This window comes from Bacillus cereus ATCC 14579, assembly GCF_000007825.1.
Lineage (GTDB): Bacteria > Bacillota > Bacilli > Bacillales > Bacillaceae_G > Bacillus_A > Bacillus_A cereus.
Window position 1 is genome coordinate 4,017,850 of sequence record NC_004722.1, and the last position, 22,739, is coordinate 4,040,588.

Genomic DNA, 22,739 nt, shown 5'->3' on the forward strand with positions numbered 1-22,739 from the left:
TATCTTCCCTTTTCACTCTATAAATTCCTTTTTTAGTGTATGATTATAGGAATTATATCGTTTGTATGAATGCCCTAGCTTATTTCTTAAAACTTGACAATTAAAATAAAGATATTATATTCTTAAATTCGATAACTTACAAAATGTAAGTAATATACATTGCGTTTTCCCGATAATTTTATATACAATTTGGAGGATATATTATGACAAACGACAACTTTTTTAACGTTCTATATGAACGCACATCTACACGTGCATTCAACCCAAATAAAGAAATCTCATCTACAGAATTACATGAGATTTTAAAAGCAGCAGCACAAGCACCTTCCGCTTGGAACTTACAACACTGGAAATTCCTTGTTTTTCAAGGTGAAGATGTACAAAAACGATTACACCCAATAGCTTATAACCAACAACAAATTCTTGATGCTTCTGCAGTAGTCGCTATTTTAGGTGATTTAGAAGCTTATAAAAATGTTGAGCCAGTATATGGTCCAATTGTAGAACAAGGATTTATGAAAGAAGAAGCAAAAGAACGCTTAGCTAAAAATATTGAATCTGCATATGCTCGTGAACAATTCCCAAGAGATGCTGCCTTTTCAAATGCATCTTTAGCAGCAATGCAACTTATGCTTGCAGCTAAAGCAACTGGTTGGGATACTTGTGCTATTGGTGGCTTCAATCCACAAGCACTGACAGACGAATTTAACGTTTCATCTCGTTACGTTCCAATTATGCTTATTACAATTGGTGAATCAACTTTAAAAGGCCACCCTGCACCTCGCATGAGCGTAGAGCAAGTAAGCGAGTGGGCAAAATAATAAAAAACGAAGGCAACTACATTGCCTTCGTTTTTTTATTCCCTGTCATACTTTTGTAATATTACTACAAATCATTCGACATTTATACTTATGGAAAAGTATATTCTATTCCCTTCTCATAAATAAACGTGACGTTTCATGTCGAATTTTGTTAAGGTGTTGAAATATACCCGTGTATTTTTGTTACAATTGTGATACAATGATAACAAATAGATAACAAGAGAGGGATTTTCATTGAGTTCATACGGAAGCTTTATCGCACTTTTATGTTACATAGTAACTGTACTGCTTCTATATTTTATTGGTGATGCCGCAAACATCTCCATTTTACAATTTCCAAAAGAAGAAGCATTCCAATTAGAATCAGAAAAACATACTGCACGATCCATTGTACCACTACTCCTAGCTCTTCCTGTATATATCATCGTTTTATATAAAAGTAAAAAAGTGTAAAGGCTACCCATTTCATTTATTTCGGTGGTTTTTACATTTTTTTGTTATATTCCACCTATTTTAAACATCATTCCATACTAAACACCCAGCTAGTCATTTAAAATGAGAAAATCCCCTAGAAAAAATTCCACTCTCTGTCCAGTCACTAACTACCGAACTTACATAGATTATAAGTGTGAAGGGGGTGATGAGGATTATGTTTGGATCATTTGGATGCTGTGATAACTTTAGAGAATGTCATCATCATGAAAGAGAGCGCGACCATCGCGAGAAAGAGAGAGAGAGAGAGGTTAGACCACAACAACCAGCTGTATGTAACGTACTTGCTAGCATTTCAGTTGGAACAGAACTTTCTCTTTTAAGCATTAGAGGTAATGGTACTTTCAACAATGTAATTTTTGAAGGTTTCGCTAACGGTGTTGCTCTTTTCTCTGCTTTAGCTCGTAATGACAAAGACAACAAAGATAACAATAAAGACGATAAGAACAATCAAAATCGAAATACTTTTACTGGTATTTTACGTGTATGCCCAACTGATATCGTTGCAATCGCTATCTAATTCTGTCTCTTATCCTCGATAGTAAGCAAATAAGATTTACTTTTCTCATAGAAAAAACCTGAGACCGATTTCAAATCGACTCAGGTTTTTTTATTAATTAGATGCTTTTAACTAGTTCAACAACTTCTTCAGCAGTTGACATCATTAATGCTTTTTCTGCTAATGTTTCCATTTCTGCTTTTGACAACTTGCTTAGCTGTGTTCTTGCAGGAAGAATAGATGTTGCACTCATACTGAACTCATCTAACCCTAATCCTAATAGTAATGGGATAGCAAGTGAATCGCCCGCCATCTCACCACACATACCAGCCCATTTTCCTTCTTTATGAGCAGCATCGATAACCATTTTTACAAGACGTAAAATAGATGGGTTATATGGTTGGTATAAGTATGATACTTGTTCGTTCATACGGTCTGCAGCCATTGTGTATTGGATTAAATCATTTGTTCCGATAGAGAAGAAGTCAACTTCTTTCGCGAATTGATCTGCTAATACTGCTGAAGCTGGGATTTCAACCATCATACCAACTTCAATAGAATCAGAAACAGTTGTACCCGCTTCTACAAGTTTCGCTTTCTCTTCTAATAAAATTGCTTTCGCTTGACGGAACTCATCAAGAGTTGCAATCATTGGGAACATAATTTTTAAGTTACCGTATACGCTAGCACGAAGTAATGCACGAAGTTGTGTACGGAACACATCTTGCTCATCAAGACATAAGCGAATTGCACGATATCCTAAGAATGGGTTCATTTCTTTTGGTAAATGTAAGTATGGAAGCTCTTTATCTCCACCGATATCAAGTGTACGAACAACGACTGGTTGACCTTCTTTTACACCTTCAAGAACTGCTTTATACGCTTCGAACTGCTCTTCTTCTGTTGGAAGATTGTCACGACCCATGTATAAGAATTCTGTACGGTATAAACCAACGCCTTCTCCGCCATTATCGATAATACCTTGTACATCATTTGGTGTTCCGATATTTGCAACAAGCTCAACGTGATGTCCGTCACTTGTTACAGTAGCTTGGTCTTTTAATTTAGCCCATTCAGCTTTTTGCTCTTCAAATTTCGCTTTCTTTTCTTCAAACGAACGAAGAGTTTCTTCTGATGGGTTTACAATTACTTCTCCATCTAAACCGTCAATGATAACGATATCGCCGTTTTGGATTTTCTCCATAACAACTTTCGTACCAACAACAGCTGGAATTTCCATAGAACGAGCCATAATTGCAGAGTGAGATGTACGTCCACCGATATCAGTAGTGAAACCTTTTGCATACTTACGGTTTAATTGAGCTGTATCAGATGGTGTTAAATCTTCAGCAATGATGATTACCTCTTCAGAAATTGTACCAGGGTTTGAGAAGTTAATTCCTAGTAAATGTGCAAGAACGCGTTTTGTTACGTCACGAATGTCCGCAGCACGTTCTTTCATATATTCGTTATCCATGTTTTCAAACATAGAAATAAACATTGATGCAACTTCATCCATTGCAAATTCAGCATTTACTTTTTCGCTATTTACTTTATCTTTTACTGGGTTTACTAGTTCTGGATCATTTAACACTAATAAATGTGCTTCAAAGATCGCAGCTTTGTCAGCACCTAGCTCAGCAAATGCGTGGTCCTTAATAGCTTCTAATTCAGTTTTTGCTTTCTCAAGCGCAGCGTCTAAGCGTGCAATTTCTGCAGCTTCGTTTGTAATTGATTTCTTTTCGATGTTAAATTCAGGATTTTCAAGTCTGAAAGCCTTTGCAATAGCAATCCCACTTGATGCAGCGATCCCTTGAATGTTAAGAGTCATTATTCTCCTAATCCTTCGTTTTTCATAGTTTCTTCGATAGCTGCTAGTGCTTGAGCTGCATCATCACCATTTGCAGTGATTTTAATTTCTGCGTTTTGTTGAATGCCTAAAGACATAACGCCCATGATTGATTTTAAGTTAACGTTCTTTCCGTTATACTCTAAGTTAATATCAGAACCGAATTTGCTTGCAGTGTTTACAAGTAGAGTTGCTGGACGAGCATGAATTCCTGAGTCGCTAGTTACTTTAAAGATTTTTTCCATGATAATTTATCTCCTTTAAATTACAGTATTTTTTAGTTGTATAGACGTGAGTACTACATCATCTATTGTATATAATAGGCGATGTTCGGTCAACCACATCGCCTATTATAATTATAAACATTTTGCGTCAAATTCCTACTGAATGTCAATAATAGCGGTTTCGCCCTTCTTAACATTTCCATCTTTTTTCAATTCGACTTGTTGCCCTTGTTGTAAGTTTGTAAAGACAATTGGTGTAATGATAGATGGTGCATTTTCTTTTACAAATGCAAGATCTACTTTTAATAATGGTTGGCCTTGTTTCACCTTGTCGCCTTGTGCTACAAGCGCTTCAAAACCTTCACCATTTAATTTTACAGTATCAATACCGAAGTGAATTAAAATTTCTTTTCCGCCTTCAGATTGAATACCAATCGCATGTTTTGTAGGGAATACATTGACAATCTCACCGTTCACTGGAGAAACTACTGTTCCTTCAGTTGGCTCAATTGCAAATCCGTCTCCCATCATTTTTCCTGAGAATACTTGGTCAGGTACTTCTGTAATTGGTAAGATTTTTCCTTCGATTGGTGATACAATTGTTTCATTTTCATCAACTTTTTGAGGAGTTTCTTCCACTTTTACAGGATCTTCTTTTTCAACATGAGGTGTACGACCTGACATAATATCATGAATTTGTGATTTTAATGTGTCAGATTTCGGTCCGAAAATAGCTTGAATGTTATTTCCAACTTCAAGTACACCAGCTGCTCCAAGTTCTTTTAAGCGGTCTTTGTTTACATTCTTTTGTTCGTTAACTTGAACACGTAAACGAGTAATACAAGCATCTAAAGAAGCAATGTTTTCTTTACCACCAAGTGCTACTAATACTTCACGAGGGAGTTCGCCTGCTTCTGCTTTTCCTGCGCCGTCATTTGCATTTGCCACTTCACGACCAGGTGTTTTTAGATTCCATTTACGAATTGCAAAGCGGAATCCGAAGTAGTAAATAACTGCTAGTACAAGACCAACAATAATTACCCACCACCATGCTGTACGGCCTGGTAGTACACCGAATAATAGGAAGTCAATTAAACCACCAGAGAATGTCATACCAATTTTAACACCTAAAATTTGCATTGTCATAAATGATAGACCAGCAAATACAGCGTGAATTCCGAATAATACTGGCGCTACGAATAAGAATGAAAATTCAAGTGGCTCTGTAATACCTGTTAAGAAAGATGTTAATGCTGCAGAACCTAAAATACCTGCTGCTAATTTTTTATTTTCTGGACGTGCTTCATGGTACATTGCTAAAGCTGCTGCTGGAAGACCGAACATCATGAACGGATACTTACCAGTTGTAAATGTCCCTGCTGTTAATTCTACACCGTCTTTTAACTGTGCCATAAAGATTTTTTGGTCACCACGGATTAATTCGCCAGCTGCATTTGTATACTGACCGAATTCGAACCAGAACGGTGAATAGAAAATGTGATGTAATCCAAATGGAATTAATGAACGTTCAATTAAACCGAATATAAATGCTGCGATTGTTCTATTTGCATCAATCATTTGATGTGAGAACGTGTTTAAGCCACCTTGAATGTATGGCCAAACGAAGCACATGATAATACCTACTATTAAAGAGAATGTTGCAGTTGCGATCGGTACGAAACGCTTACCTGCAAAGAAACCTAAGTATGATGGTAATTCAATGTTGAAGTATTTATTATAGCAATATGCCGCTACTATACCGACGATAATACCACCAAATACCCCTGTTTGTAGCGTTGGAATACCTAATACGTTTGCATACGCTGGATCTGCAAATCCAATTTTTACTGGGTCTGCTCCAGAACTTGTTACTTTCACTAGCTTATCTACTTCTAAGAACACACTCATCGTTTTGTTCATAATTAAGTAGCCGACGAATGCTGCTAAACCAGCTACTCCGTCTCCACCAGCTAAACCAATTGCTACCCCAACTGCGAATAATAATGCAAGGTTAGCGAAAATAATATCACCAGATTGTTCCATAATTTTTGCAACCATTACGAACCAATCTGCTTTTAAAGCAGGAATAACATTTGTTAACTGTGGATTTTGAAATGCATTACCAAATCCAAGTAAAATACCTGCCGCCGGTAAAATCGCTACTGGAAGCATTAACGCTTTTCCGACTTTTTGAAGAACACCAAAGATCTTCTTAAACATGGAAACCCTTCCTCTCTTATCTATATTGATACCTTCCGACAAACGCCAAAAAGACATGAGGAAAAAAAGATAGAACGATAGCTATACAAAGGGTAGTATATCCCTTTCTCTAGCTTACATTCCTTACTTTTCTCCACTCATGCCTGATCGAATCAGTAACACGTGTCAAAAATAGGTTTACGTATAAGTTCACTATAATTAAGGCAAACGTTTTCGTTACTCACCTTAATGTGTTTGTCGAAATTTGTATAACTTTGCAATAGTTATTATACATAACTATTGTAAGCGATTCAATCATTTTTTTTAACGTTTTCATTTTAGACAAAAATATATGGCTTTTTACACATGCTCTGCCTTTACTAAGCGTTGCAAGTGCATCGTTAAATAAATACTTTCAGCTTCATATACAGGTAGTTGCAACTCTTTTTGCATGACCTTAACTAGCTTCCAAGCCAAGTTATAGCAAGCTGGATACTCCGCCTTTAATAAATCAGCAAAACTTTGCGATTCCTCTACTTTTTCTCCTTTTTTCACCCTCTCAATAGCATATTGAAGATGACGAATAAGACGTAAATAATGAATGCTCTCTTGATCTAATGTAATTTGTAAGTTTGTCTCAATTAAAGATACAAGTTGTGCAATGAGACGGGAGTTTTGATTAACTGAAGATAAATCAGAATTTGTAAGCGAACTGTAAATGTGAAGTGCAATAAAACCAATTTCTCCTTCTGGCAATGTAATTTGCAAACGAGAATTTAAAAGTTCTACAACACCTTCCGCAATTTCATATTCCTTTGGATAGAGCATTTTTGTTTCAACTAAAAAAGGGTTATCAATTGTAAGTCCTTGTTTTAACTTTTTAATCGCAAATGAAATATGATCTGTTAACGCAATATGAATATGTTCATTTAGTGGCGATTTCGCTTTCCCTTGAATGTACAGCATAATATCGTTCATCAATTCAATTAATTTTTCACTAATATGCGGCACTAATAATTTGTATTGTTCACGATCACGTTCATTTTTTAAGACAAACATCTTTTCGATTTGTTCTTGCTCCAATACATCTTTCGCTTTTTTCCCAAATCCAATTCCTTTACCAATCACTACTACTTCCTCGTGTTCCGGATGGCTAGCAATGATGACATTATTATTTAAAACTTTTTTAATTTCTAGATAATTACTCATATAACACCACCCTCGTACTTAAATAGCCTACTTTTATGTTACAGAATATTCTTCTTTGTCGTCAATGTAAAACATCTGCCATTTAATAAAAATTCATTTTTTAGACATGTTTATATATGATGCGTATAATGTAAGAGCAACTGTACATAGAAAGGAGATAACAGCATGATTAAAATGTTTGTAAGTGATATCGATGGTACAATGATGCAACACGGAGGTCTTATTGACGAACAAGATGTTGCGGCACTGCGCAGCCTTGCCGAGCAAAATGTTATTCTTTGCTTCGCTTCCGGAAGACTTGATAATGAAATTGCAGACTTAATGAAAGCTGTAAATACAAATTTTCATCGCATTAGTGTAAATGGTGTTTTTGTATATACACATGAAAATAAACAACTATTATCTGCAACTTTTGATTCCAACATACTTCCCGATTTGTTAGCTATGACGAATGAAGATCCTTATTTCCGTTATGTAAGTGATGAGCATAATTATTACATTGAAGAGAAAACACCTTTCATTCAAGAACTTGAACAACAAGTAACTATGACTTCTGTTGAAGAACCAAACTTACTACAGAAGATTGATGATACAATTTTCCCAAATAAAATTTCTGTCGGTGGAACAAAGGAGAGCTTACAACTCCTTCAGAAAAAAATTGATGAAAAATTCCACGGGAAAGTTAGTACTTTCATCTCAGCAGAACAATGTTTAGATGTAATGCCACCGAATGTTAGTAAAGGCTCTGCCATTTCTGTTTTATTAAATGAGTTTCAAATAAAACCTGAGGAAATTGCTTGTATAGGGGATTCTTATAATGACATTCCTATGTTTTCTTTAACTCCTCACAGTTTTGCTATGTCGCAAGCAGATGATGCAGTAAAAAAACACGCTCACTATGTAGTAAATCACGTCAAAGATGCTGTTAACCACGTAATTGCTCATAATAAAAATACGACTCATTCCTTATAAGGATGAGTCGTATTTTTATTTCTTTACATGTTAACCATTTTCAATTCCACTGTACTTCACAAACTGAAATATACTATTTGTTACGTGCGATATTCGTAATAAATTTATAACGATCTCCACGATAAATACATTTCACGTACTCTAGCGGTATCTCACCTTCTGAATATGACCATTGACGCATTACAAGTACAGGCGCCTTTTTAGGAATATGCAGATGTTCAGCTTCATTTTCCGTCGCAACGGAAGCTTCAATTGACTGAGTAGCGCTAACAAGTTTAAAGCCCAGTTTTTTCTCTAAATGTTCATATAAAGATTGTTGCAATATCTCTTCGTTAATATCTTTTACAAGAGCTGGCGACAAATATGTCGTCTCAAAAGCAATCGGTTCATCATCAGCTAAGCGAATACGCCTCACTTCATAAACCGATTCCCCCTCCTGTATTCTCAACCGGTCTGCTATTTTAGCAGTAGCTGGAACTAGGCGGAAACTAAGTAATTGACTACTTGGGTTCATCCCACGAGAAATCATGTCTTCTGTGAATCCCGTCATTCCTTGCAATTTTTGTTCCACTTTCGGAAGTTGGACAAATGTTCCAATTCCACGCTTCCGATATAAATAGCCTTGTTCCACTAAATTATTAATCGCCTGTCTGATTGTCATTCGACTCACTTCGAACTTATCACAAAGTTCATTCTCAGATGGGATTTTATCTCCCGGCTTCCATTCGCCGTCCTCAATTAGCTGTTTCACCCACTCTTGAATCTGATAATAGATCGGAAATGGTGAATACTTGTCGATGTTCATCAGCAATCGCCTCACTGCATAAAGATAGAGCTTCTTGATCAGCGATTACGGTTACATTCGGATGACGTTGTAAAACTGTAGCCGGACACTCTTCACTATATTCACCTTGCAATAATTCTTTAACAGCTTCTGCCTTTTTAGAACCCATAGCAACAAGTAGAACTTGTTTCGCTTTCATAATGCTTCCAATTCCCATTGTAATCGCATGAGTTGGCACATCTTCTTCTTTTTCGAAGAATCGAAGGTTTGCTTGGCGTGTAGATTCTGTTAATTCAACAATGTTTGTTGGAGAATTAAACGGTGTTCCTGGCTCATTAAATCCGATGTGACCGTTTTCACCGATTCCAAGAATCTGTAGGTCAACTGGGTTAGCAGCTAGAATGCTCTCGTAACGTTTGCACTCTTCCTCTAAATCACTTGCCATCCCGTTTGGTACATAAGTTTGTTTAAATGGAAGATGATCAAACAACTGTTCTTGCATGAAATAGTGATAGCTGTTTTTATCTTCATGTGGTAAATTTACGTACTCATCTAAGTTTACAGTGGTTACACGGCTTGTATCAAGTTTATTTTTTCGCATTTCTGCATAAATACCTAATGGAGAGCTTCCTGTAGCCATTCCTAATGTTGGATTTTCTTTTGTTTTTACAACTTCTTCAATTAATTTATAACCTGCTTCTGCTAATTCTTCTGGAGTTTTTACAACAAGAATATTCATTTAATTACTTCCCTTCCTTCATATGAATTCCTAAACGAACCGTATCATATACATGTAAATCTTCATTCATCACAACAAAGTCTGCATCTTTTCCTACCGCTAATGCACCTTTATTATTTAATCCAAACTCTTCTGCTTGGTTAACTGATGTCATAAGTACTGCATCTTCGATTGAACAACCTGTAAATTCAATTACATTTCGGAAAGCTTGATCCATTTTTAGAATACTACCAGCTAACGTTCCATCTTCTAATCGAGCACTACCATCTTTTACATGTACTGGCTGTCCGCCAAGCTCATATAATCCATCTTCAAGACCTTTTGCACGCATTGCGTCAGTAATAACACTTACTTTTTTCGGTCCTTTTAACTTATATGCTAATTTCACCATGTCAGGGTGAATATGAATACCATCTGTAATTACTTCAACCATTACATCTGGATTTAATAACACATGACCCACAACTCCTGGTTCACGGTGATGTAATCCACGCATTTGATTGTATAAATGTGTCGCATGTGTAATCTTTCTATTTTTTAGTTGCGCATCAATTGCATCTGTATGTCCCATTGTGCCAACTACACCAGTTTCAGCAAGATATTGTTCAAACTCTAATGCTCCCTCTTCTTCTGGTGCATATGTTACTAATTTAATTAAGTTCCCACTTGCTTCTTGCCATTGTTTAAATTGCTCAATATTTGCAGGAACGATATGTTCAAGTGGCTGTGCACCTGCACGTTTCTTTGAAACATAAGGTCCTTCTAAATGAATATATTCGAAATGCGCTCCTTTTTCTTTTGCTTCTTTCGCAGCAGTTAACGCTGCTTCAATTGCCTCTGGAGCTTGTGTCATTGTTGTTGGGAAGTAAGTTGTAACCCCTTCTTTTAACATTTCTTTACCTAGAGTTACTAACCCATCGCTATTTGCATCCATCGCATCAATATCGTATCCACCATGAATATGAACATCGATCATACCTGGAATTATAATCTTCCCTGTAGCATCAAAAACAGTTTCATTTTCTTGTGGTACATATTGAGCCATCAAACCAATTTCTTTAATGGTTTCTGCGTAACGAATAAATCCGTTTTCCACTATTTCTTGACCTGTGTAAATTTTGGCATTGATGACAATTTGCGTTTTCATTTTCATCGATCCTTTCCCATGAATTACCTACTTGTTATTATTACCTTATTCGCCTAGTTCCATCTTAATATACGCACAAGTAGTTGTCTATACATTCTAATGAAATTTCCTTTTTATTCAACAGAAAAGGAAATTTCTTACGTCTCTTATAATTATAATATATATTATTCATTTTTCCAAAAAGGGACAGTATCGCCCCCTAATATAGAAATCACTTCAACAATGGCATTAATCCGCTAGATTCTAACATAATATGTTCACCATCTGTTTCCATTTCTACTGTACGTTTATTCGTTCTATATACCATTATACCGTGCCTTTTTAAGCGTTTCACTACACTTTGGTGAGGATGTCCATACGGATTATTACTCCCGTACGATAGAATAGCAAACTGCGGTTCCACTTTTTTTATAAACGTTTCACTTGTTGAAGTATATGAGCCATGATGCCCCACTTTTAACACATCTGCATGGACATCAAATTGTTTTAATATTTCATGTTCTGTCCGTACATCCGCGTCACCCATTAATAAAAAATCCGCTTTTCCATATCGCACCTTTAAAACAATTGAGGATTCATTATTTTCATCTTTTGATTTCCCGTTGTTTAATACTTGTATAGAAACATGTGGATCCAGCGGTATATATTGTCCTTCCTTTACTGAAACGAAAGGTATTCCTCTTTTTTTTATATTATTCCGATACGTATGATAAGTAAGAGAACTATATGTTTTTCCGCTATCTAGTATAAGCGATACCGGCATTTGCTCTACAATTGGAATTAACCCCCCTATATGATCCATATCGGGATGCGTACTGACAATTACATCTAAATGATTAATCCCTTTCTCAATTAATTTCTGAATAATAACCTCTCCTGCTTCATAAGGTCCTCCATCAATTAACATTGTTTGTCCATTTGGCATTATAATAAGTGTTGCGTCACCTTGCCCCACTTTTAAAAAGCTCACTTTCATTTTACTAAGATGTTGCCGATGCATATGTAAAGGAGACGTAGTATGAATGGACATCATATACCTTTTAGCTGATGCGCTATTTAAAGAAAAACATAATAAAACAGAAACTAATAATAAAATAATCCGCATACCTCTCATAACTCGTCTCCTTTTTTCATTTAGTATGGCACTGTAAATAATTGATATACAAAAAAAGCTTAGCAAAATGCTAAGCTTTTATTTCCATATCTCCTGTAAGCAACCGAAGAATAAATCTGCTTCATTCATTTGTTCATTCTCTTCAGAAAGCGGTGGTAAATCATCTAATGTTTTCAATCCAAATGTGTCTAAAAATTCTTTTGTTGTTCCGTATAAAATAGGACGCCCTGGTCCTTCTGCTCTTCCCATTTCTTTTATAAGTAAATGTGAAACCAACGTTTGTAACGCCTTATCAGTTTTAACTCCTCTAATCTCTTCCATTTCAGTCCTTGTGATTGGTTGGCGATATGCAACAATCGCTAACGTTTCGAGGGCAGCTTGTGAGAGTGAAGCAGCTGTTGGTGTATCTATTAATTTTTGATAATATGAAGCATGTTCTTTCTTTGTAGCAAAACGATATACTTTTGCATACTGTACAATTTGCAAACCACGGTTTGCACCTTCACATTCTTGTTGCATTTCTTCTAAAATATTAATTGCTTCATTCATTTCAATTTCAAGAACTTTCGCTATTTGTTCTGGATAAATCCCTTCATCACCAGAAACAAATAAAAGGCCTTCAATAATTGACTTTTGTTCTTTCCTATCCATTTCACGAGCTCCTTCCTTCTATTTTCTCATAAAAATACACATCAAAAAACCGAATCACAATTAATGCGTTCGGTTCAATATTTTTTCTCTTGTTCCAAACGATACATTAAAACATAGCATGAGATAAAATGTTGCTATCCCATTTTCACATACTGGCTCTATGCAGATTTATTAGAGCTTGATACGAAAATTTCATCAAAATTATGTTCTTGCTCAATTATGATTTGTTGGTTTTTCATAAGTTCCAGAACTGCTAAAAATGTTACAACCATTATTTCACGTTCATCATCAACAAACAAATCATAAAAACTTTGGCGACCACCCTTTATTTTTAACTGTTTTAAAATATCAGTCATTCGCTGTTCAATTGGTATTTCTTGACGAGTAATACGTGTTGTTACAGGTTTTTTTGCCTTTTTACGGCGCATTAATTTTTGAAATGCTGCTAGCATATCATATAACGTAACATCAAGAGGTAAGCTTGTCTCCTCTTCTTGTTGCAACGATGTAAAGTCAATTGGTGGACGTGTATATAGCTGTGCTCTTTCTTGTTCTCTTTCTTTTAACTCAGTAGCAACTTGCTTATATTTCTTATATTCAATTAACCTCTCCATCAATTCTTGACGAGGATCATCTATAAAATCATCACCGTTATCAAGTACATCTTCTTCATGTTTCGGCAACAACATCTTACTTTTAATTTGTAATAACGTTGCAGCCATTACTAAATACTCACTTGCAACATCTAATTGAAGTTCTTTCATCGTATGCACATAAGATAAATATTGCTCTGTAATATCTGCTACAGGAATATTATATATATCAATTTCATAACGATGTATTAAATGTAACAATAGATCTAACGGCCCTTCAAAAGCCTCTACTTTAAAATTATATTGCACAAAGCATCCCACCACATTTTTTCTATAACAACATAAGTATAGAGCATACTCATGTTCTATCCAACCTTTTTAAGAAATTTAATTAAAAATAGACCGATGCCTATGTCATCATGCCCACCACTTCATATGATAACAGTGTAGTAAGAACAATGTAGGAGGTCAAAAAACTATGGGTCACGTTGATTGTGGTTTTAGCGGTGGGTTCGCATTACTTGTTGTACTGTTTATTTTACTAATTATTGTAGGAGCAGCTTGCTTCTGCTAATATGAACAATAACGGATAGGGGGAAACTTCCTAGTCGTTTATTGTTCATATTTCTATGATACACTTATATGTATAACCGTTAGATAGGAGCGAGAAAACATGTATCTTACCGAATACATACAATTTTTAATTCATTTCCATGGAGATTATGACTATTTTGAATGCCACGAAATACTAGAAGAGTATTGGAAGACAAAACCAAGAGGTAATCGTGATCATTACTTAGTTGGTCTCATTCAAATTGCAGTTTCTTTATACCACCAAAGACGTGCTAATTGGAATGGTTCTACAAAAATGATGAAAAGCGCAATTACAATTTTAGAAAAAAGCGGTGTGCCTTTACAACGTTTAGGAATTAATCAAGTACAACTTCTTTCCTTGCTCAATGAAAGATTGCAATCTATCCATAAAAAAGAACGTTTTGTACCTTTATTTTTACCCTTATCAGATTCATCGTTAGAGAAGCAGTGCATAGAGTTATGTCAAAAACAAAACCTCTCTTGGAAAGACTTGAATGCTATCCCAGGTGAATATATTATAAACAAGCACACTTTGCGTGATCGCACAGAGGTCATTACTGAACGAAACGAACAATTACAAAAAAGAAAGCAGAGATAATAAACTACTTATCTCTGCTTTCACGAATGTATATTTTGTTCTAGCCCTTTACATTTTTCGCAAAAACTTGCTGTTTGCTCATTTCCGCAAATTGTAAACTCAAGAAATTTACTCTTTAACTCTTGAACCATCTTCGTCCCAATCCCCACATGACGATGAGACGGGTTCACACTCAAATGCTGAATTTCTAATACTTGATTCTCTTTTTTTACAATCCCCATTATTCCAACAAAATCTTCATTTTCTTTCCACAAATACAATTGCCAATCATCTTTTGCTTCATATTCTTTCATTGTCAATTGTAATGTTTTCACATCTTTTTCAGTTGGCATAAACGAAAGAAGCCCCATTGCAATTTTTTCATAACTTTTTTTAAAACGAATTAACATAACCCTTATCCCTTCTTACAAAAGTTACAAACTAGTAATCCCCTCAATCACTCTTTTCATATCACATTCATTTTACAATATTTTCAACAGAGTGAGAAGAGTCTAAAACAACTTGATAATCATACAAAGCGAAAAGAAGAAAGTCAAATCTATGTTTCAGCACTATTCCTTTAATAAATAGAGTTAAAAAAAGAAAATTTTATATGGAATGGAAAGAAACATATCATTCAACAGCACTTCATTTATAGTTACTCTAAAGCAGCACAATTCTAGCAAAATTAATATAACAAAAAATATTTATTGAAACATATAATGTAATGTATTCTATGTAATTGGTTAAAGGTTTGTTCTCACAAACAATATATTTTAGCAACAATACTACTTGTATGATGAGCTGTAGAAGTAGTACTCAATCTCATTAAAAATAAAAAAGAGAGCAAAAGCTCTCTTTTTCCTTACCTTATTCTTCCCAAACTTTAACTTCTTTCATTACATCGCCTTGACGCATTTTTAATACTGTTTCAATACCGCTTGTTGCTTTACCGAATACAGTATGAACACCATCTAAATGCGGCTGTGGCTCATGAACGATAAAGAATTGGCTACCGCCTGTGTTACGGCCAGCGTGAGCCATAGAAAGTGATCCTACAAGGTGTCTATGAGGGTTTCCATCAGTTTCACATGGAATAGAGTAACCTGGGCCACCTGCACCTGTACCTGTTGGGTCTCCACCTTGGCTTACGAAGCCAGGAATAACACGGTGGAATGTAACACCGTCATAAAATCCTTGCTCTGCTAATTTTTTAAAGTTTTCTACTGTTTTCGGTGCTTCTTCTGGGAAAAATTCCAAGTCGATTTTTTCACCGTTTTCCATTAATATGTATCCTAAAGTTTTCATACGTATATGTCTCCTTTCAACTATCTCAGCACTATATTACCACATTCATGACTAGAAACAAAAAGAATCCGACAATCTAGATACTTCTTTTTTGAAATGTGGAAAAAGCTAGGTGACAAATAAGAAATATATACTATAATAACTTTGTTGCCCGAAAATTTTAGAAAGAGAAAGGGAGCGATTTTTCGTGAAAACGAAATTATTAGCTCTGCTATTAGCTGTAACGGTATTTATGATGCCAACAGCTTCATTTGCAGACATCATTGAGGGAGAATCAATTGTTACATTAGGAGAGAACTTATCCGAACAACAAAAACAAGATCTGTTAAAAGAAATGAAAGCACCAAAAGATGCTACAATTATCACTGTATCTAATGCGGAAGAACATAAATTTCTAGAAGGCATTGTTCCAAAAGCACAAATTGGTACGAGAGCAATTTCTTCTTCTATGATTACATACACAAAACCAGGATCTGGTCTTATTGTACGATCAAAGAACATTAACTGGGTAACAGATGCAATGTACACTAACGCTTTGATTACAGCAGGTGTAAAAGATGCAGAAATTCAAATTACTGCACCTTTTAAAGTTTCAGGAACTGCAGCTTTAACTGGATTAATGAAAGCATACGAAACTGCGTCCAATAAACAAATTCCTGAAGAAGTTAAAAAAGTAGCGAATGAAGAAATGGTACAAACAGCCCAGCTTGGTGATAAAATTGGTGAAGAAAAAGCAGTTCAACTTGTTGCAAAAATTAAAGAAGAAATTGCAAAAGAACAGCCAAAAACAACAGAAGATTTACGTTCATTAATTAAAAAAATTGCTGATCAACTCGGCATTACATTGACAGATGAACAGTTAGATAACTTAGTATCGTTATTTGATAAAATGAAAAATCTTAATATCGATTGGAATCAAGTTGGTAGTCAATTAAACAAAGCAAAAGAACACGTTTCTGCCTTCTTAGGTTCTCAAGAAGCACAAAGTTTTCTAGATAAAGTGAAAGATTTCTTCTCAAGTATCATTGATTTTGTTAAATCTTTATTCAAGTAAAAAAGAAGCCCGCCAGTGACGGGCTTCTTTTTTATACAAGTAACGGTAATTTCATAACAGCCTCTTCAACCGAACGCACTATATGATTTGCTTTCTCCTTTACATATGGATGGGCATGATGAAGAGTAAATGAATGCGGGGTTACTTCAAACATAGAAATATCATTGAAAGAATCTCCAATACAAGCAACTTCATTTGCTTCAATTTGCAAATGATCCATTAGTCGCTTTAGAGCACTCCCCTTACTCACGCCTCTTGGCATAATATCAACATAGCGTTTACCTGATATAAAAACTTCCGCTTCGCCTTGAAACGTATCTCGTAGCTCTTGATCTAACGTCACAATTTTCTCTTCTTCTCCAAAAACAAACAATTTTGCAGGGTGTACAGTCTTACCAAACTCTTCTTCTAACGCTTCAATTTCAGCGATATGCACGCCCATATACGCTTCAAAATTATGGTGATGTTCATTCTTCCTTTTTGTATATCGCTGCTCGTTTGCACAAACAATATCCGCTAGTCCTTTTTTATGTATATATCGATATATTTCCTGGGCAACCACATTTTCAAAACTCGATTCATGAAATAAATTTCCATCCGGAAGCAACATTGTCGCTCCATTTAAGCCAGTTGTGTAATATGGGAATGAAAACCTTTTTACAACTTCATCAATTCTGTGTGTAAAGCGGCCAGAGGCAAAACAAATATTTGTCCCTTTCTCAGCTAACCAACACAGCGCACGTTCATCTTCTTTTTGCATATGATTCACATCGTAAACGAGCGTGTCATCTAAATCACTTACAAATAATTTAATCATGTCCTCTTCCCCTTCCATACACAATATCTACTCTAAGTGTACACAAAAAATGTTTGATTTTTGTTAAAAAATAATAAATTTTTGCTAAAAAAAATAAACGGGTGTATAATCCCGTTTATTTTTGTCTTTTTACATTTTGAGGTCTTACAATACTTGGTCGTACTTTTAAACTAGACATCGTTGGACGGAGTAAAATTTTTGTTAATGCGCCCCAATCAAATGGTAAAAACGGCCATAAATAAGGTGTTTGTAAACTTTTTATAGACGTTAAAAATAAAATTAATATCGTCATACCAATTACAAATCCCATCTCATGGAAGAGGCCTGTTAAAATAATAACAAACAATTTCCCAACCTTATTCCCTAATCCTAATTCATAACTCGGTGTTGCATATGCACCAATCATCGAAACTGCTACATACAAAATTACTTCTGGCACAAACAAACCTACATCAATTGCAATTTGACCAATTAATATAGCGGAAATCAACCCTGCTGCAGACGATAACGGCGTTGGAGTATGAATGGCTGCCATCCTTAAAAACTCAAGTCCGACCTCTGCCATTAACACCTGTAATAAAATTGGTAAATGCGTCATCTTAGTCGGTCCAATAAAAGCAAGATTTGCTGGCAAAAGAGTTGGATCAAATACAAACACTAACCAAAATGGTAATAAAAATAACGAGAATATAACACCTAAAAAGCGCACCCAGCGTAAAAATGTACCGACAGCTGGATTTTGTCTAAACTCTTCCGCGTGCTGTAAATGATGAAAATATGTTGTCGGTGTAATCATAGCACTTGGCGATGTGTCAACAAGTACTAACACATGTCCTTCTAGTAGATGATTTGCTGCTACATCTGGCCTTTCTGTATATCGAATAAGTGGAAATGGGTTATAGCTTTGCTTTACAACAAATTCTTCTACTGTTTTATCCGCCATCGTAATTCCATCTACATCGATGTTATTTAATTCTTGTTTTATAATCTTTACTAAATCTGGATTTGCAACATCTTGAACGTATGTAATGCAAATATCCGTTTGTGATCTATCTCCTACTCGAACCATTTCATTTCGAAGACGTGGATCTCGAATTCTTCTACGGATTAATGCTGTATTTACAACGATATTTTCAACAAATCCATCCCTTGCACCGCGTACTACCTTTTCGGTATCTGGTTCTGTCGGCGTTCGCCCTGGATAACTACGAACATCGATTGCAAACGCTTCCGTTTCACCTTCCACAAATATCACGATGAGTCCTGATAATACTTGGAGCATTACCTCATCCATCGTTTTCACTTTACTTACTTGTTGATGGATTAAGCGATTCTCTAAAAGCTTCACTGTATCTTCTTCTACATCCCTTATCTCATTTGTATCCACCGCTTCTTCTAAAATAGGGATAATATAATTTGTATCACAAAGTCCGTTTACAAATAACACACCAATTTCTTTATTCAAAATTTGAAATTTACGAATGCCAACATCGTATGTAACGCCTAGCCCAACTGTCTGCTTTAAATAATTTTCATTGTCACTTATGAAAGTTGATATAGGGATATCCACTTTTTTAGGCTTCGTCATAAAAACCACTCCTTTCCAAAATTAATTGAATTGCTTTCTTCGTAATAGGTGATCCCCTCTCCCATTCATCATTTCCACACATCTTACCAATGTCACCGACTCCAACGATGACAGGAACATTCAAGTCATCTAAACAATAAATTGTATCTCCGCTAATTCTGCCAATTTCGCCATCTGGAAGTCCAAATTTATCAACACCGTATTCGGTTAAATTCCCATTCCGATCTACACTTACATCTACACGTGCCCATTCCCAATGATGCGTATTAGACGCTACCGCTAAAATACCGAGCACATCAATTTGTTTATGGGTAGCCACATATTTTAAAGCCTTTTCACCAGATCCTTCTCCAATAAATCCACTGTCATCAAACATGACAAATACAGGGTCATATGGCGTTTGCATAATAAGCTCAACAACTTTTTTCCCTGTCAATTTGGTTGGATTACTTTGTGATGCTGAAATACACCTTCCCCCAAATTCCTTCGTTAAAAGCTCAATTGTCCGCTTTGCATATTCATCTCCATCTGTGACCAAAACAACCCTTCGTCTCATTTGATTTATCCTTTCGGTTTACATATAAGTGCTATAAAAAACGAACACAATATCGCTGCGGAAATGCCCGCAGACGTTAAACTAAACATGCCAATACCAATTCCTAAATATCCATGTTTTTCTGCTGCATGCATTGCTCCGTGCAATAGTGAATGTCCAAAACTTGTAATAGGGACTGTTGCTCCAGCACCTGCAAACTTTATTAGTTTATCGTACAATCCAAATCCATCTAAAATTGCTCCGATGACTACAAAAGTTGCCATTAAATGAGCTGGTGTTAACTTTACGAAATCTAACAATAGTTGCCCAATTAAACAAATAACTCCACCTACAAGAAATGCATATATAAAATCCACAATTCACTCTCCTTTAACTCTCTCAAATACGACACCATGTGCAATTGTTGGAATCGTTTCCTTCTGTTGCATCATCATCGGGCTTAATAATGCACCAGTCGCAACGACAAAAATTCGTTGTAAATTCCCTTTTTGCATCTCGTGTAATAAATGACCATATGTGACAACTGCTGAACAAGCGCAACCACTACCACCTGCAAACACTTCTTCTTGACTTGATTCATAAATCATCAATCCACAATCATTGTATATATGCCCAAGATCATAACCTTCCTCAAGTAAAAGTTGTTTCGCAATCGGCGTCCCAACAGCTGATAAATCACCCGTAACAATCAAATCATAATCATCGGCACTTCTTCTTAAATCTTCAAAATGTTGTTGAATTGTATGAGCTGCTGCTGGAGCCATCGCTGCCCCCATATCCAAAGGATTTGTAATTCCTAAATCTTGCACTTTTCCAATTGTAGCCGACGTAATTTTAATTGCACTTTTTTCATTGCTAATTAATATAGATCCTGCACCAGTCACAGTTGAATTTGCTGTCCCTGGCTTTTGTCCACCGTACTCTGTTGGATAGCGAAATTGTCTTTCAGCCGTTGCATTATGACTACTTACTGTAGCTAAGACACGATTTGCAAATCCACCGTCTATAAAAGCTGAGCCAACTGCTAAAGTCTCCATAGACGTCGCACAAGCGCTAAACATTCCTAAAAAAGGAATGCCCCACTTACGCGCAACATAATTTGCTGTCACTGTTTGATTTAATAAATCTCCCGCTAAAAAGAAATCAATTTGCGATGTTTTTATATTCCCTTTTTGCACTGCTTGTTGAATTGAGTCTGACATTAATCTTCGTTCGGCAAGCTCCCAATTTTCTTCTCCACAATGCAAGTCACCATATGAAATATCAAATTTTTTCCCGAGAGGGCCCTCAGCTTCTTTCGGACCGACAGCAGTACCCGTTGCATTCACATATATATCATTTTGAAATACCCACGTTTGTTTTCCGGTCAACCTCATACTAGCCCTCCTTTAAGACATAAAAATTTTAAAGGTATACCTTATTAACCCAATGATATATGCACCAACAACCCCAAATACGATCACACTTCCTGCCAGTTTAAACATATTTGTAGCAATCCCTAGAACAACCCCTTCGCTCTTATGTTCTAAGGCAGCGCTCGCCATAGAATTTGCAAATCCTGTTACCGGTACCGCTGATCCTGCTCCAGCAAATTGACCGATTTTATCATATACACCACACCCTGTTAAAATCGCGGATAATAAAACAAGGGTTGCAACAGTTGGGTTTCCTGCCTCTTGTTCACTGAAGTGAAAATAATGTATATAAAATTTCATCAATACTTCTCCAACTGTGCAAATGAGTCCACCTACAAAAAATGCTTTTTTACAATTTAATAAATAGTTTGGCTTTGGATGATACTCCTTCACTTTATTTATGTAATCATCCTTCAATTTCTGACTTGTCATTTATATACTGCCTCCTACTTTACGAAATAAATCCAGTGAAACAACGATCCTATTACTTTTCCAAGTACAAGAGCAACGAGTAAAACAATAATCTTCCCCTCTACCCCTACTCGTTTCGCTAAAATAGGCAGAACATTTAACACCTCTGTTAATGCCGCAGCAAGCATTCCGATGAATGTGCCACAAAATATCCCTAATATAACGAGCCAATACTGCGACGTTTGAAATGTAATGTTTTTCAAACTGCACCAAGCCCCTGTTAAAGTACCTGCAATGACTGCCCACTCAAAATATTGAATATGCTTTCCACTTCTCGTTAATTGGGCTAAACGGGGGATTATACCAAGTACAGCTAAAAATGCGACATATCCGCTACCTACCGCAATCCCTCCAGCTAAACCAATTAAAATAACAAATCCAGACTCAATCATCGGCAAGTTGTTTCATATTATCCTTGTTTTCATTAACGATTACATACTGATCAAGTGACTGTTGGTATTGAAACATCTCAACTTCTAACGGACTCGGCTCTTCATTAATTCGCTTTTGAAATACATGATTAAAAAATAAAACCATCCCTAAGCCAAGACCTAAAGAATAAGGGATTTGAAATAAAAGTGGTTGCGCATTAAATTCTCCAGTAATCATGTAATATAACCGTTGATGTACTTGTTGCATACTTACATCTTCATGGAAATAAATAATCGCAAGGGCCGCTCCAATGAACAGTAACAGCCATACAAGCCCGAAAAAAATTGGGTGTGTCTTCTTTTTTTCGTATATAATTTCAACAAGAGTTTGTCCAGAACCGAGTAAATTAATTTGTACATGAGATGCTTTCTGTTGAATAATCTCAATTACTTTCATAACATCAATTACAACATGCGTCTTATCATGCGCTGTTATTTTGTAAACTATCTCATTTTGTAACAACTCAACTACGGAAGAATCTCCGGCAAGTTGAGCAACATCGCCCAGCTTTACTTCATAAGTAGGAGAAACTTTTAAACGATTGCGCATTTTAATATAAATCGTTTGTTCCAACTTTCATTCACCCCTTCACTCTTCCTCGTAGTTGTAGTATGGTTATTGAATTTTTTTCTAA

General features: G+C 35.8%; 27 protein-coding genes. 7 read left to right on the forward strand and 20 right to left on the reverse strand.

Annotation, left to right across the window (positions count from 1 at the left end; all coding sequences use genetic code 11):
- The first annotated feature begins 203 nt into the window (after positions 1-203).
- The 3 genes from BC_RS20180 (at position 204) to BC_RS20190 (ending at position 1,833) form a co-directional block, all read left to right on the forward strand.
- The gene (locus BC_RS20180) at positions 204-821 is read left to right on the forward strand and encodes a nitroreductase family protein (RefSeq protein WP_000180387.1); all 618 of its coding nucleotides are present in this window, start codon (positions 204-206) and stop codon (positions 819-821) included.
- A gap of 234 nt (positions 822-1,055) precedes the next feature.
- Positions 1,056-1,274: a hypothetical protein gene (locus BC_RS20185; RefSeq protein ID WP_000100485.1), complete on the forward strand. Its 219-nt coding sequence runs from the start codon at positions 1,056-1,058 to the stop codon at positions 1,272-1,274.
- Between the two features lie 196 nt (positions 1,275-1,470).
- Positions 1,471-1,833 carry a DUF3915 domain-containing protein gene (locus BC_RS20190; protein ID WP_000468041.1) on the forward strand — a complete coding sequence of 121 codons (363 nt, stop codon included), beginning with the start codon at positions 1,471-1,473 and terminating at the stop codon, positions 1,831-1,833.
- 97 nt (positions 1,834-1,930) lie between these two features.
- On the opposite strand, the gene ptsP is transcribed toward BC_RS20190, so the two are convergent.
- The 4 genes from ptsP to glcT form a co-directional block, all read right to left on the reverse strand.
- Positions 1,931-3,643 (reverse strand): phosphoenolpyruvate--protein phosphotransferase, encoded by a 1,713-nt coding sequence (gene ptsP / locus BC_RS20195; protein WP_000174207.1) that lies wholly within the window; start codon positions 3,641-3,643, stop codon positions 1,931-1,933.
- Positions 3,643-3,906 (reverse strand): phosphocarrier protein HPr, encoded by a 264-nt coding sequence (ptsH, locus tag BC_RS20200; RefSeq protein WP_000411080.1) that lies wholly within the window; start codon positions 3,904-3,906, stop codon positions 3,643-3,645. Before ptsH ends, ptsP begins: the two co-directional genes overlap by 1 nt.
- Before the next feature lie 135 nt (positions 3,907-4,041).
- Positions 4,042-6,105, reverse strand: a complete 2,064-nt coding sequence (gene ptsG / locus BC_RS20205; RefSeq protein ID WP_000473177.1) for a PTS glucose transporter subunit IIABC — start codon at positions 6,103-6,105, stop codon at positions 4,042-4,044.
- Between the two features lie 339 nt (positions 6,106-6,444).
- Positions 6,445-7,293: a glucose PTS transporter transcription antiterminator GlcT gene (glcT, locus tag BC_RS20210; RefSeq protein ID WP_000073856.1), complete on the reverse strand. Its 849-nt coding sequence runs from the start codon at positions 7,291-7,293 to the stop codon at positions 6,445-6,447.
- Between the two features lie 165 nt (positions 7,294-7,458).
- Between glcT and BC_RS20215 the strand changes: the two genes are divergently transcribed.
- Positions 7,459-8,265 (forward strand): Cof-type HAD-IIB family hydrolase, encoded by an 807-nt coding sequence (locus tag BC_RS20215; protein WP_000594240.1) that lies wholly within the window; start codon positions 7,459-7,461, stop codon positions 8,263-8,265.
- 73 nt (positions 8,266-8,338) lie between these two features.
- Here the strand turns inward: BC_RS20215 and BC_RS20220 are convergent, their stop codons facing one another.
- From BC_RS20220 to scpA, 6 genes are all read right to left on the reverse strand, one after another.
- Positions 8,339-9,070, reverse strand: a complete 732-nt coding sequence (locus BC_RS20220; RefSeq protein ID WP_014894892.1) for a GntR family transcriptional regulator — start codon at positions 9,068-9,070, stop codon at positions 8,339-8,341.
- Positions 9,000-9,788 carry a glucosamine-6-phosphate deaminase gene (gene nagB, locus BC_RS20225; protein WP_001024210.1) on the reverse strand — a complete coding sequence of 263 codons (789 nt, stop codon included), beginning with the start codon at positions 9,786-9,788 and terminating at the stop codon, positions 9,000-9,002. The genes BC_RS20220 and nagB overlap by 71 nt, the downstream gene beginning before the upstream one ends.
- 4 nt (positions 9,789-9,792) lie before the next feature.
- Entirely contained in the window at positions 9,793-10,935 is a 1,143-nt protein-coding gene (gene nagA, locus BC_RS20230) for an N-acetylglucosamine-6-phosphate deacetylase (protein ID WP_002179749.1), read from the reverse strand.
- Between the two features lie 211 nt (positions 10,936-11,146).
- Positions 11,147-12,049: a ComEC/Rec2 family competence protein gene (locus BC_RS20235; protein WP_001214826.1), complete on the reverse strand. Its 903-nt coding sequence runs from the start codon at positions 12,047-12,049 to the stop codon at positions 11,147-11,149.
- Between the two features lie 78 nt (positions 12,050-12,127).
- Complete coding sequence (scpB, locus tag BC_RS20240) at positions 12,128-12,700, reverse strand: segregation/condensation protein ScpB (protein ID WP_000375167.1); 573 nt, start codon at positions 12,698-12,700, stop codon at positions 12,128-12,130.
- Positions 12,701-12,858: 158 nt separating this feature from the next.
- Positions 12,859-13,602: a segregation/condensation protein A gene (gene scpA, locus BC_RS20245; protein ID WP_001199753.1), complete on the reverse strand. Its 744-nt coding sequence runs from the start codon at positions 13,600-13,602 to the stop codon at positions 12,859-12,861.
- A gap of 169 nt (positions 13,603-13,771) precedes the next feature.
- On the opposite strand from scpA, the gene BC_RS20250 reads away from it, so the two are divergent.
- Together BC_RS20250 and BC_RS20255 are read left to right on the forward strand one after the other, a co-directional pair.
- Positions 13,772-13,867 (forward strand): YjcZ family sporulation protein, encoded by a 96-nt coding sequence (locus BC_RS20250; RefSeq protein ID WP_000510194.1) that lies wholly within the window; start codon positions 13,772-13,774, stop codon positions 13,865-13,867.
- A gap of 99 nt (positions 13,868-13,966) precedes the next feature.
- Entirely contained in the window at positions 13,967-14,485 is a 519-nt protein-coding gene (locus BC_RS20255) for a DUF309 domain-containing protein (protein WP_000281547.1), read from the forward strand.
- 20 nt (positions 14,486-14,505) lie between these two features.
- On the opposite strand, the gene ribT is transcribed toward BC_RS20255, so the two are convergent.
- The gene (gene ribT, locus BC_RS20260; RefSeq protein ID WP_000908401.1) at positions 14,506-14,874 is read right to left on the reverse strand and encodes a GNAT family N-acetyltransferase RibT; all 369 of its coding nucleotides are present in this window, start codon (positions 14,872-14,874) and stop codon (positions 14,506-14,508) included.
- A 460-nt stretch (positions 14,875-15,334) separates the two neighbouring features.
- Positions 15,335-15,772 carry a peptidylprolyl isomerase gene (locus BC_RS20265; RefSeq protein ID WP_000853782.1) on the reverse strand — a complete coding sequence of 146 codons (438 nt, stop codon included), beginning with the start codon at positions 15,770-15,772 and terminating at the stop codon, positions 15,335-15,337.
- Between the two features lie 187 nt (positions 15,773-15,959).
- On the opposite strand from BC_RS20265, the gene BC_RS20270 reads away from it, so the two are divergent.
- Positions 15,960-16,826, forward strand: a complete 867-nt coding sequence (locus BC_RS20270; protein WP_000850516.1) for a DUF1002 domain-containing protein — start codon at positions 15,960-15,962, stop codon at positions 16,824-16,826.
- 31 nt (positions 16,827-16,857) lie between these two features.
- Here BC_RS20270 and BC_RS20275 read toward each other — a convergent pair whose 3' ends face one another.
- The 8 genes from BC_RS20275 to BC_RS20310 all read right to left on the reverse strand — a co-directional run bounded on the left by BC_RS20275 (position 16,858) and on the right by BC_RS20310 (position 22,678).
- Complete coding sequence (locus BC_RS20275; protein ID WP_002026273.1) at positions 16,858-17,661, reverse strand: Cof-type HAD-IIB family hydrolase; 804 nt, start codon at positions 17,659-17,661, stop codon at positions 16,858-16,860.
- A 97-nt stretch (positions 17,662-17,758) separates the two neighbouring features.
- Complete coding sequence (spoVAF, locus tag BC_RS20280; RefSeq protein WP_000165595.1) at positions 17,759-19,231, reverse strand: spore germination protein SpoVAF; 1,473 nt, start codon at positions 19,229-19,231, stop codon at positions 17,759-17,761.
- Positions 19,218-19,787 (reverse strand): stage V sporulation protein AE, encoded by a 570-nt coding sequence (locus BC_RS20285; protein ID WP_001254415.1) that lies wholly within the window; start codon positions 19,785-19,787, stop codon positions 19,218-19,220. The genes spoVAF and BC_RS20285 overlap by 14 nt, the downstream gene beginning before the upstream one ends.
- Before the next feature lie 5 nt (positions 19,788-19,792).
- Positions 19,793-20,143, reverse strand: a complete 351-nt coding sequence (spoVAE, locus tag BC_RS20290; RefSeq protein ID WP_000345915.1) for a stage V sporulation protein AE — start codon at positions 20,141-20,143, stop codon at positions 19,793-19,795.
- Between the two features lie 3 nt (positions 20,144-20,146).
- Positions 20,147-21,163 carry a stage V sporulation protein AD gene (spoVAD, locus tag BC_RS20295; protein ID WP_001241166.1) on the reverse strand — a complete coding sequence of 339 codons (1,017 nt, stop codon included), beginning with the start codon at positions 21,161-21,163 and terminating at the stop codon, positions 20,147-20,149.
- 12 nt (positions 21,164-21,175) lie between these two features.
- On the reverse strand, positions 21,176-21,634 hold the full coding sequence (spoVAC, locus tag BC_RS20300) for a stage V sporulation protein AC (protein WP_000203812.1): 459 nt from the start codon (positions 21,632-21,634) through the stop codon (positions 21,176-21,178).
- Positions 21,635-21,648: 14 nt separating this feature from the next.
- Positions 21,649-22,065 (reverse strand): stage V sporulation protein SpoVAB, encoded by a 417-nt coding sequence (gene spoVAB / locus BC_RS20305; protein ID WP_000572936.1) that lies wholly within the window; start codon positions 22,063-22,065, stop codon positions 21,649-21,651.
- Positions 22,058-22,678, reverse strand: a complete 621-nt coding sequence (locus BC_RS20310; RefSeq protein WP_000438369.1) for a stage V sporulation protein AA — start codon at positions 22,676-22,678, stop codon at positions 22,058-22,060. The genes spoVAB and BC_RS20310 overlap by 8 nt, the downstream gene beginning before the upstream one ends.
- Between the last annotated feature and the right edge of the window lie 61 nt (positions 22,679-22,739).

Coding starts and splice junctions, on each gene's coding strand:
- spoVAC (WP_000203812.1), bottom strand. CDS start 21,634: ATGACAAGTCAGAAATTGAAGGATGATTACATAAATAAAGTGAAGGAG.
- BC_RS20220 (WP_014894892.1), bottom strand. CDS start 9,070: ATGAACATCGACAAGTATTCACCATTTCCGATCTATTATCAGATTCAA.
- BC_RS20180 (WP_000180387.1), top strand. CDS start 204: ATGACAAACGACAACTTTTTTAACGTTCTATATGAACGCACATCTACA.
- nagA (WP_002179749.1), bottom strand. CDS start 10,935: ATGAAAACGCAAATTGTCATCAATGCCAAAATTTACACAGGTCAAGAA.
- ptsH (WP_000411080.1), bottom strand. CDS start 3,906: ATGGAAAAAATCTTTAAAGTAACTAGCGACTCAGGAATTCATGCTCGT.
- BC_RS20285 (WP_001254415.1), bottom strand. CDS start 19,787: ATGAGACGAAGGGTTGTTTTGGTCACAGATGGAGATGAATATGCAAAG.
- scpB (WP_000375167.1), bottom strand. CDS start 12,700: ATGGATAGGAAAGAACAAAAGTCAATTATTGAAGGCCTTTTATTTGTT.
- ribT (WP_000908401.1), bottom strand. CDS start 14,874: ATGTTAATTCGTTTTAAAAAAAGTTATGAAAAAATTGCAATGGGGCTT.
- BC_RS20275 (WP_002026273.1), bottom strand. CDS start 17,661: ATGGAAGGGGAAGAGGACATGATTAAATTATTTGTAAGTGATTTAGAT.
- BC_RS20235 (WP_001214826.1), bottom strand. CDS start 12,049: ATGAGAGGTATGCGGATTATTTTATTATTAGTTTCTGTTTTATTATGT.
- BC_RS20215 (WP_000594240.1), top strand. CDS start 7,459: ATGATTAAAATGTTTGTAAGTGATATCGATGGTACAATGATGCAACAC.
- nagB (WP_001024210.1), bottom strand. CDS start 9,788: ATGAATATTCTTGTTGTAAAAACTCCAGAAGAATTAGCAGAAGCAGGT.
- ptsP (WP_000174207.1), bottom strand. CDS start 3,643: ATGACTCTTAACATTCAAGGGATCGCTGCATCAAGTGGGATTGCTATT.
- ptsG (WP_000473177.1), bottom strand. CDS start 6,105: ATGTTTAAGAAGATCTTTGGTGTTCTTCAAAAAGTCGGAAAAGCGTTA.
- BC_RS20265 (WP_000853782.1), bottom strand. CDS start 15,772: ATGAAAACTTTAGGATACATATTAATGGAAAACGGTGAAAAAATCGAC.
- BC_RS20250 (WP_000510194.1), top strand. CDS start 13,772: ATGGGTCACGTTGATTGTGGTTTTAGCGGTGGGTTCGCATTACTTGTT.
- glcT (WP_000073856.1), bottom strand. CDS start 7,293: ATGAGTAATTATCTAGAAATTAAAAAAGTTTTAAATAATAATGTCATC.
- BC_RS20255 (WP_000281547.1), top strand. CDS start 13,967: ATGTATCTTACCGAATACATACAATTTTTAATTCATTTCCATGGAGAT.
- spoVAD (WP_001241166.1), bottom strand. CDS start 21,163: ATGAGGTTGACCGGAAAACAAACGTGGGTATTTCAAAATGATATATAT.
- spoVAB (WP_000572936.1), bottom strand. CDS start 22,065: ATGATTGAGTCTGGATTTGTTATTTTAATTGGTTTAGCTGGAGGGATT.
- BC_RS20190 (WP_000468041.1), top strand. CDS start 1,471: ATGTTTGGATCATTTGGATGCTGTGATAACTTTAGAGAATGTCATCAT.
- spoVAF (WP_000165595.1), bottom strand. CDS start 19,231: ATGACGAAGCCTAAAAAAGTGGATATCCCTATATCAACTTTCATAAGT.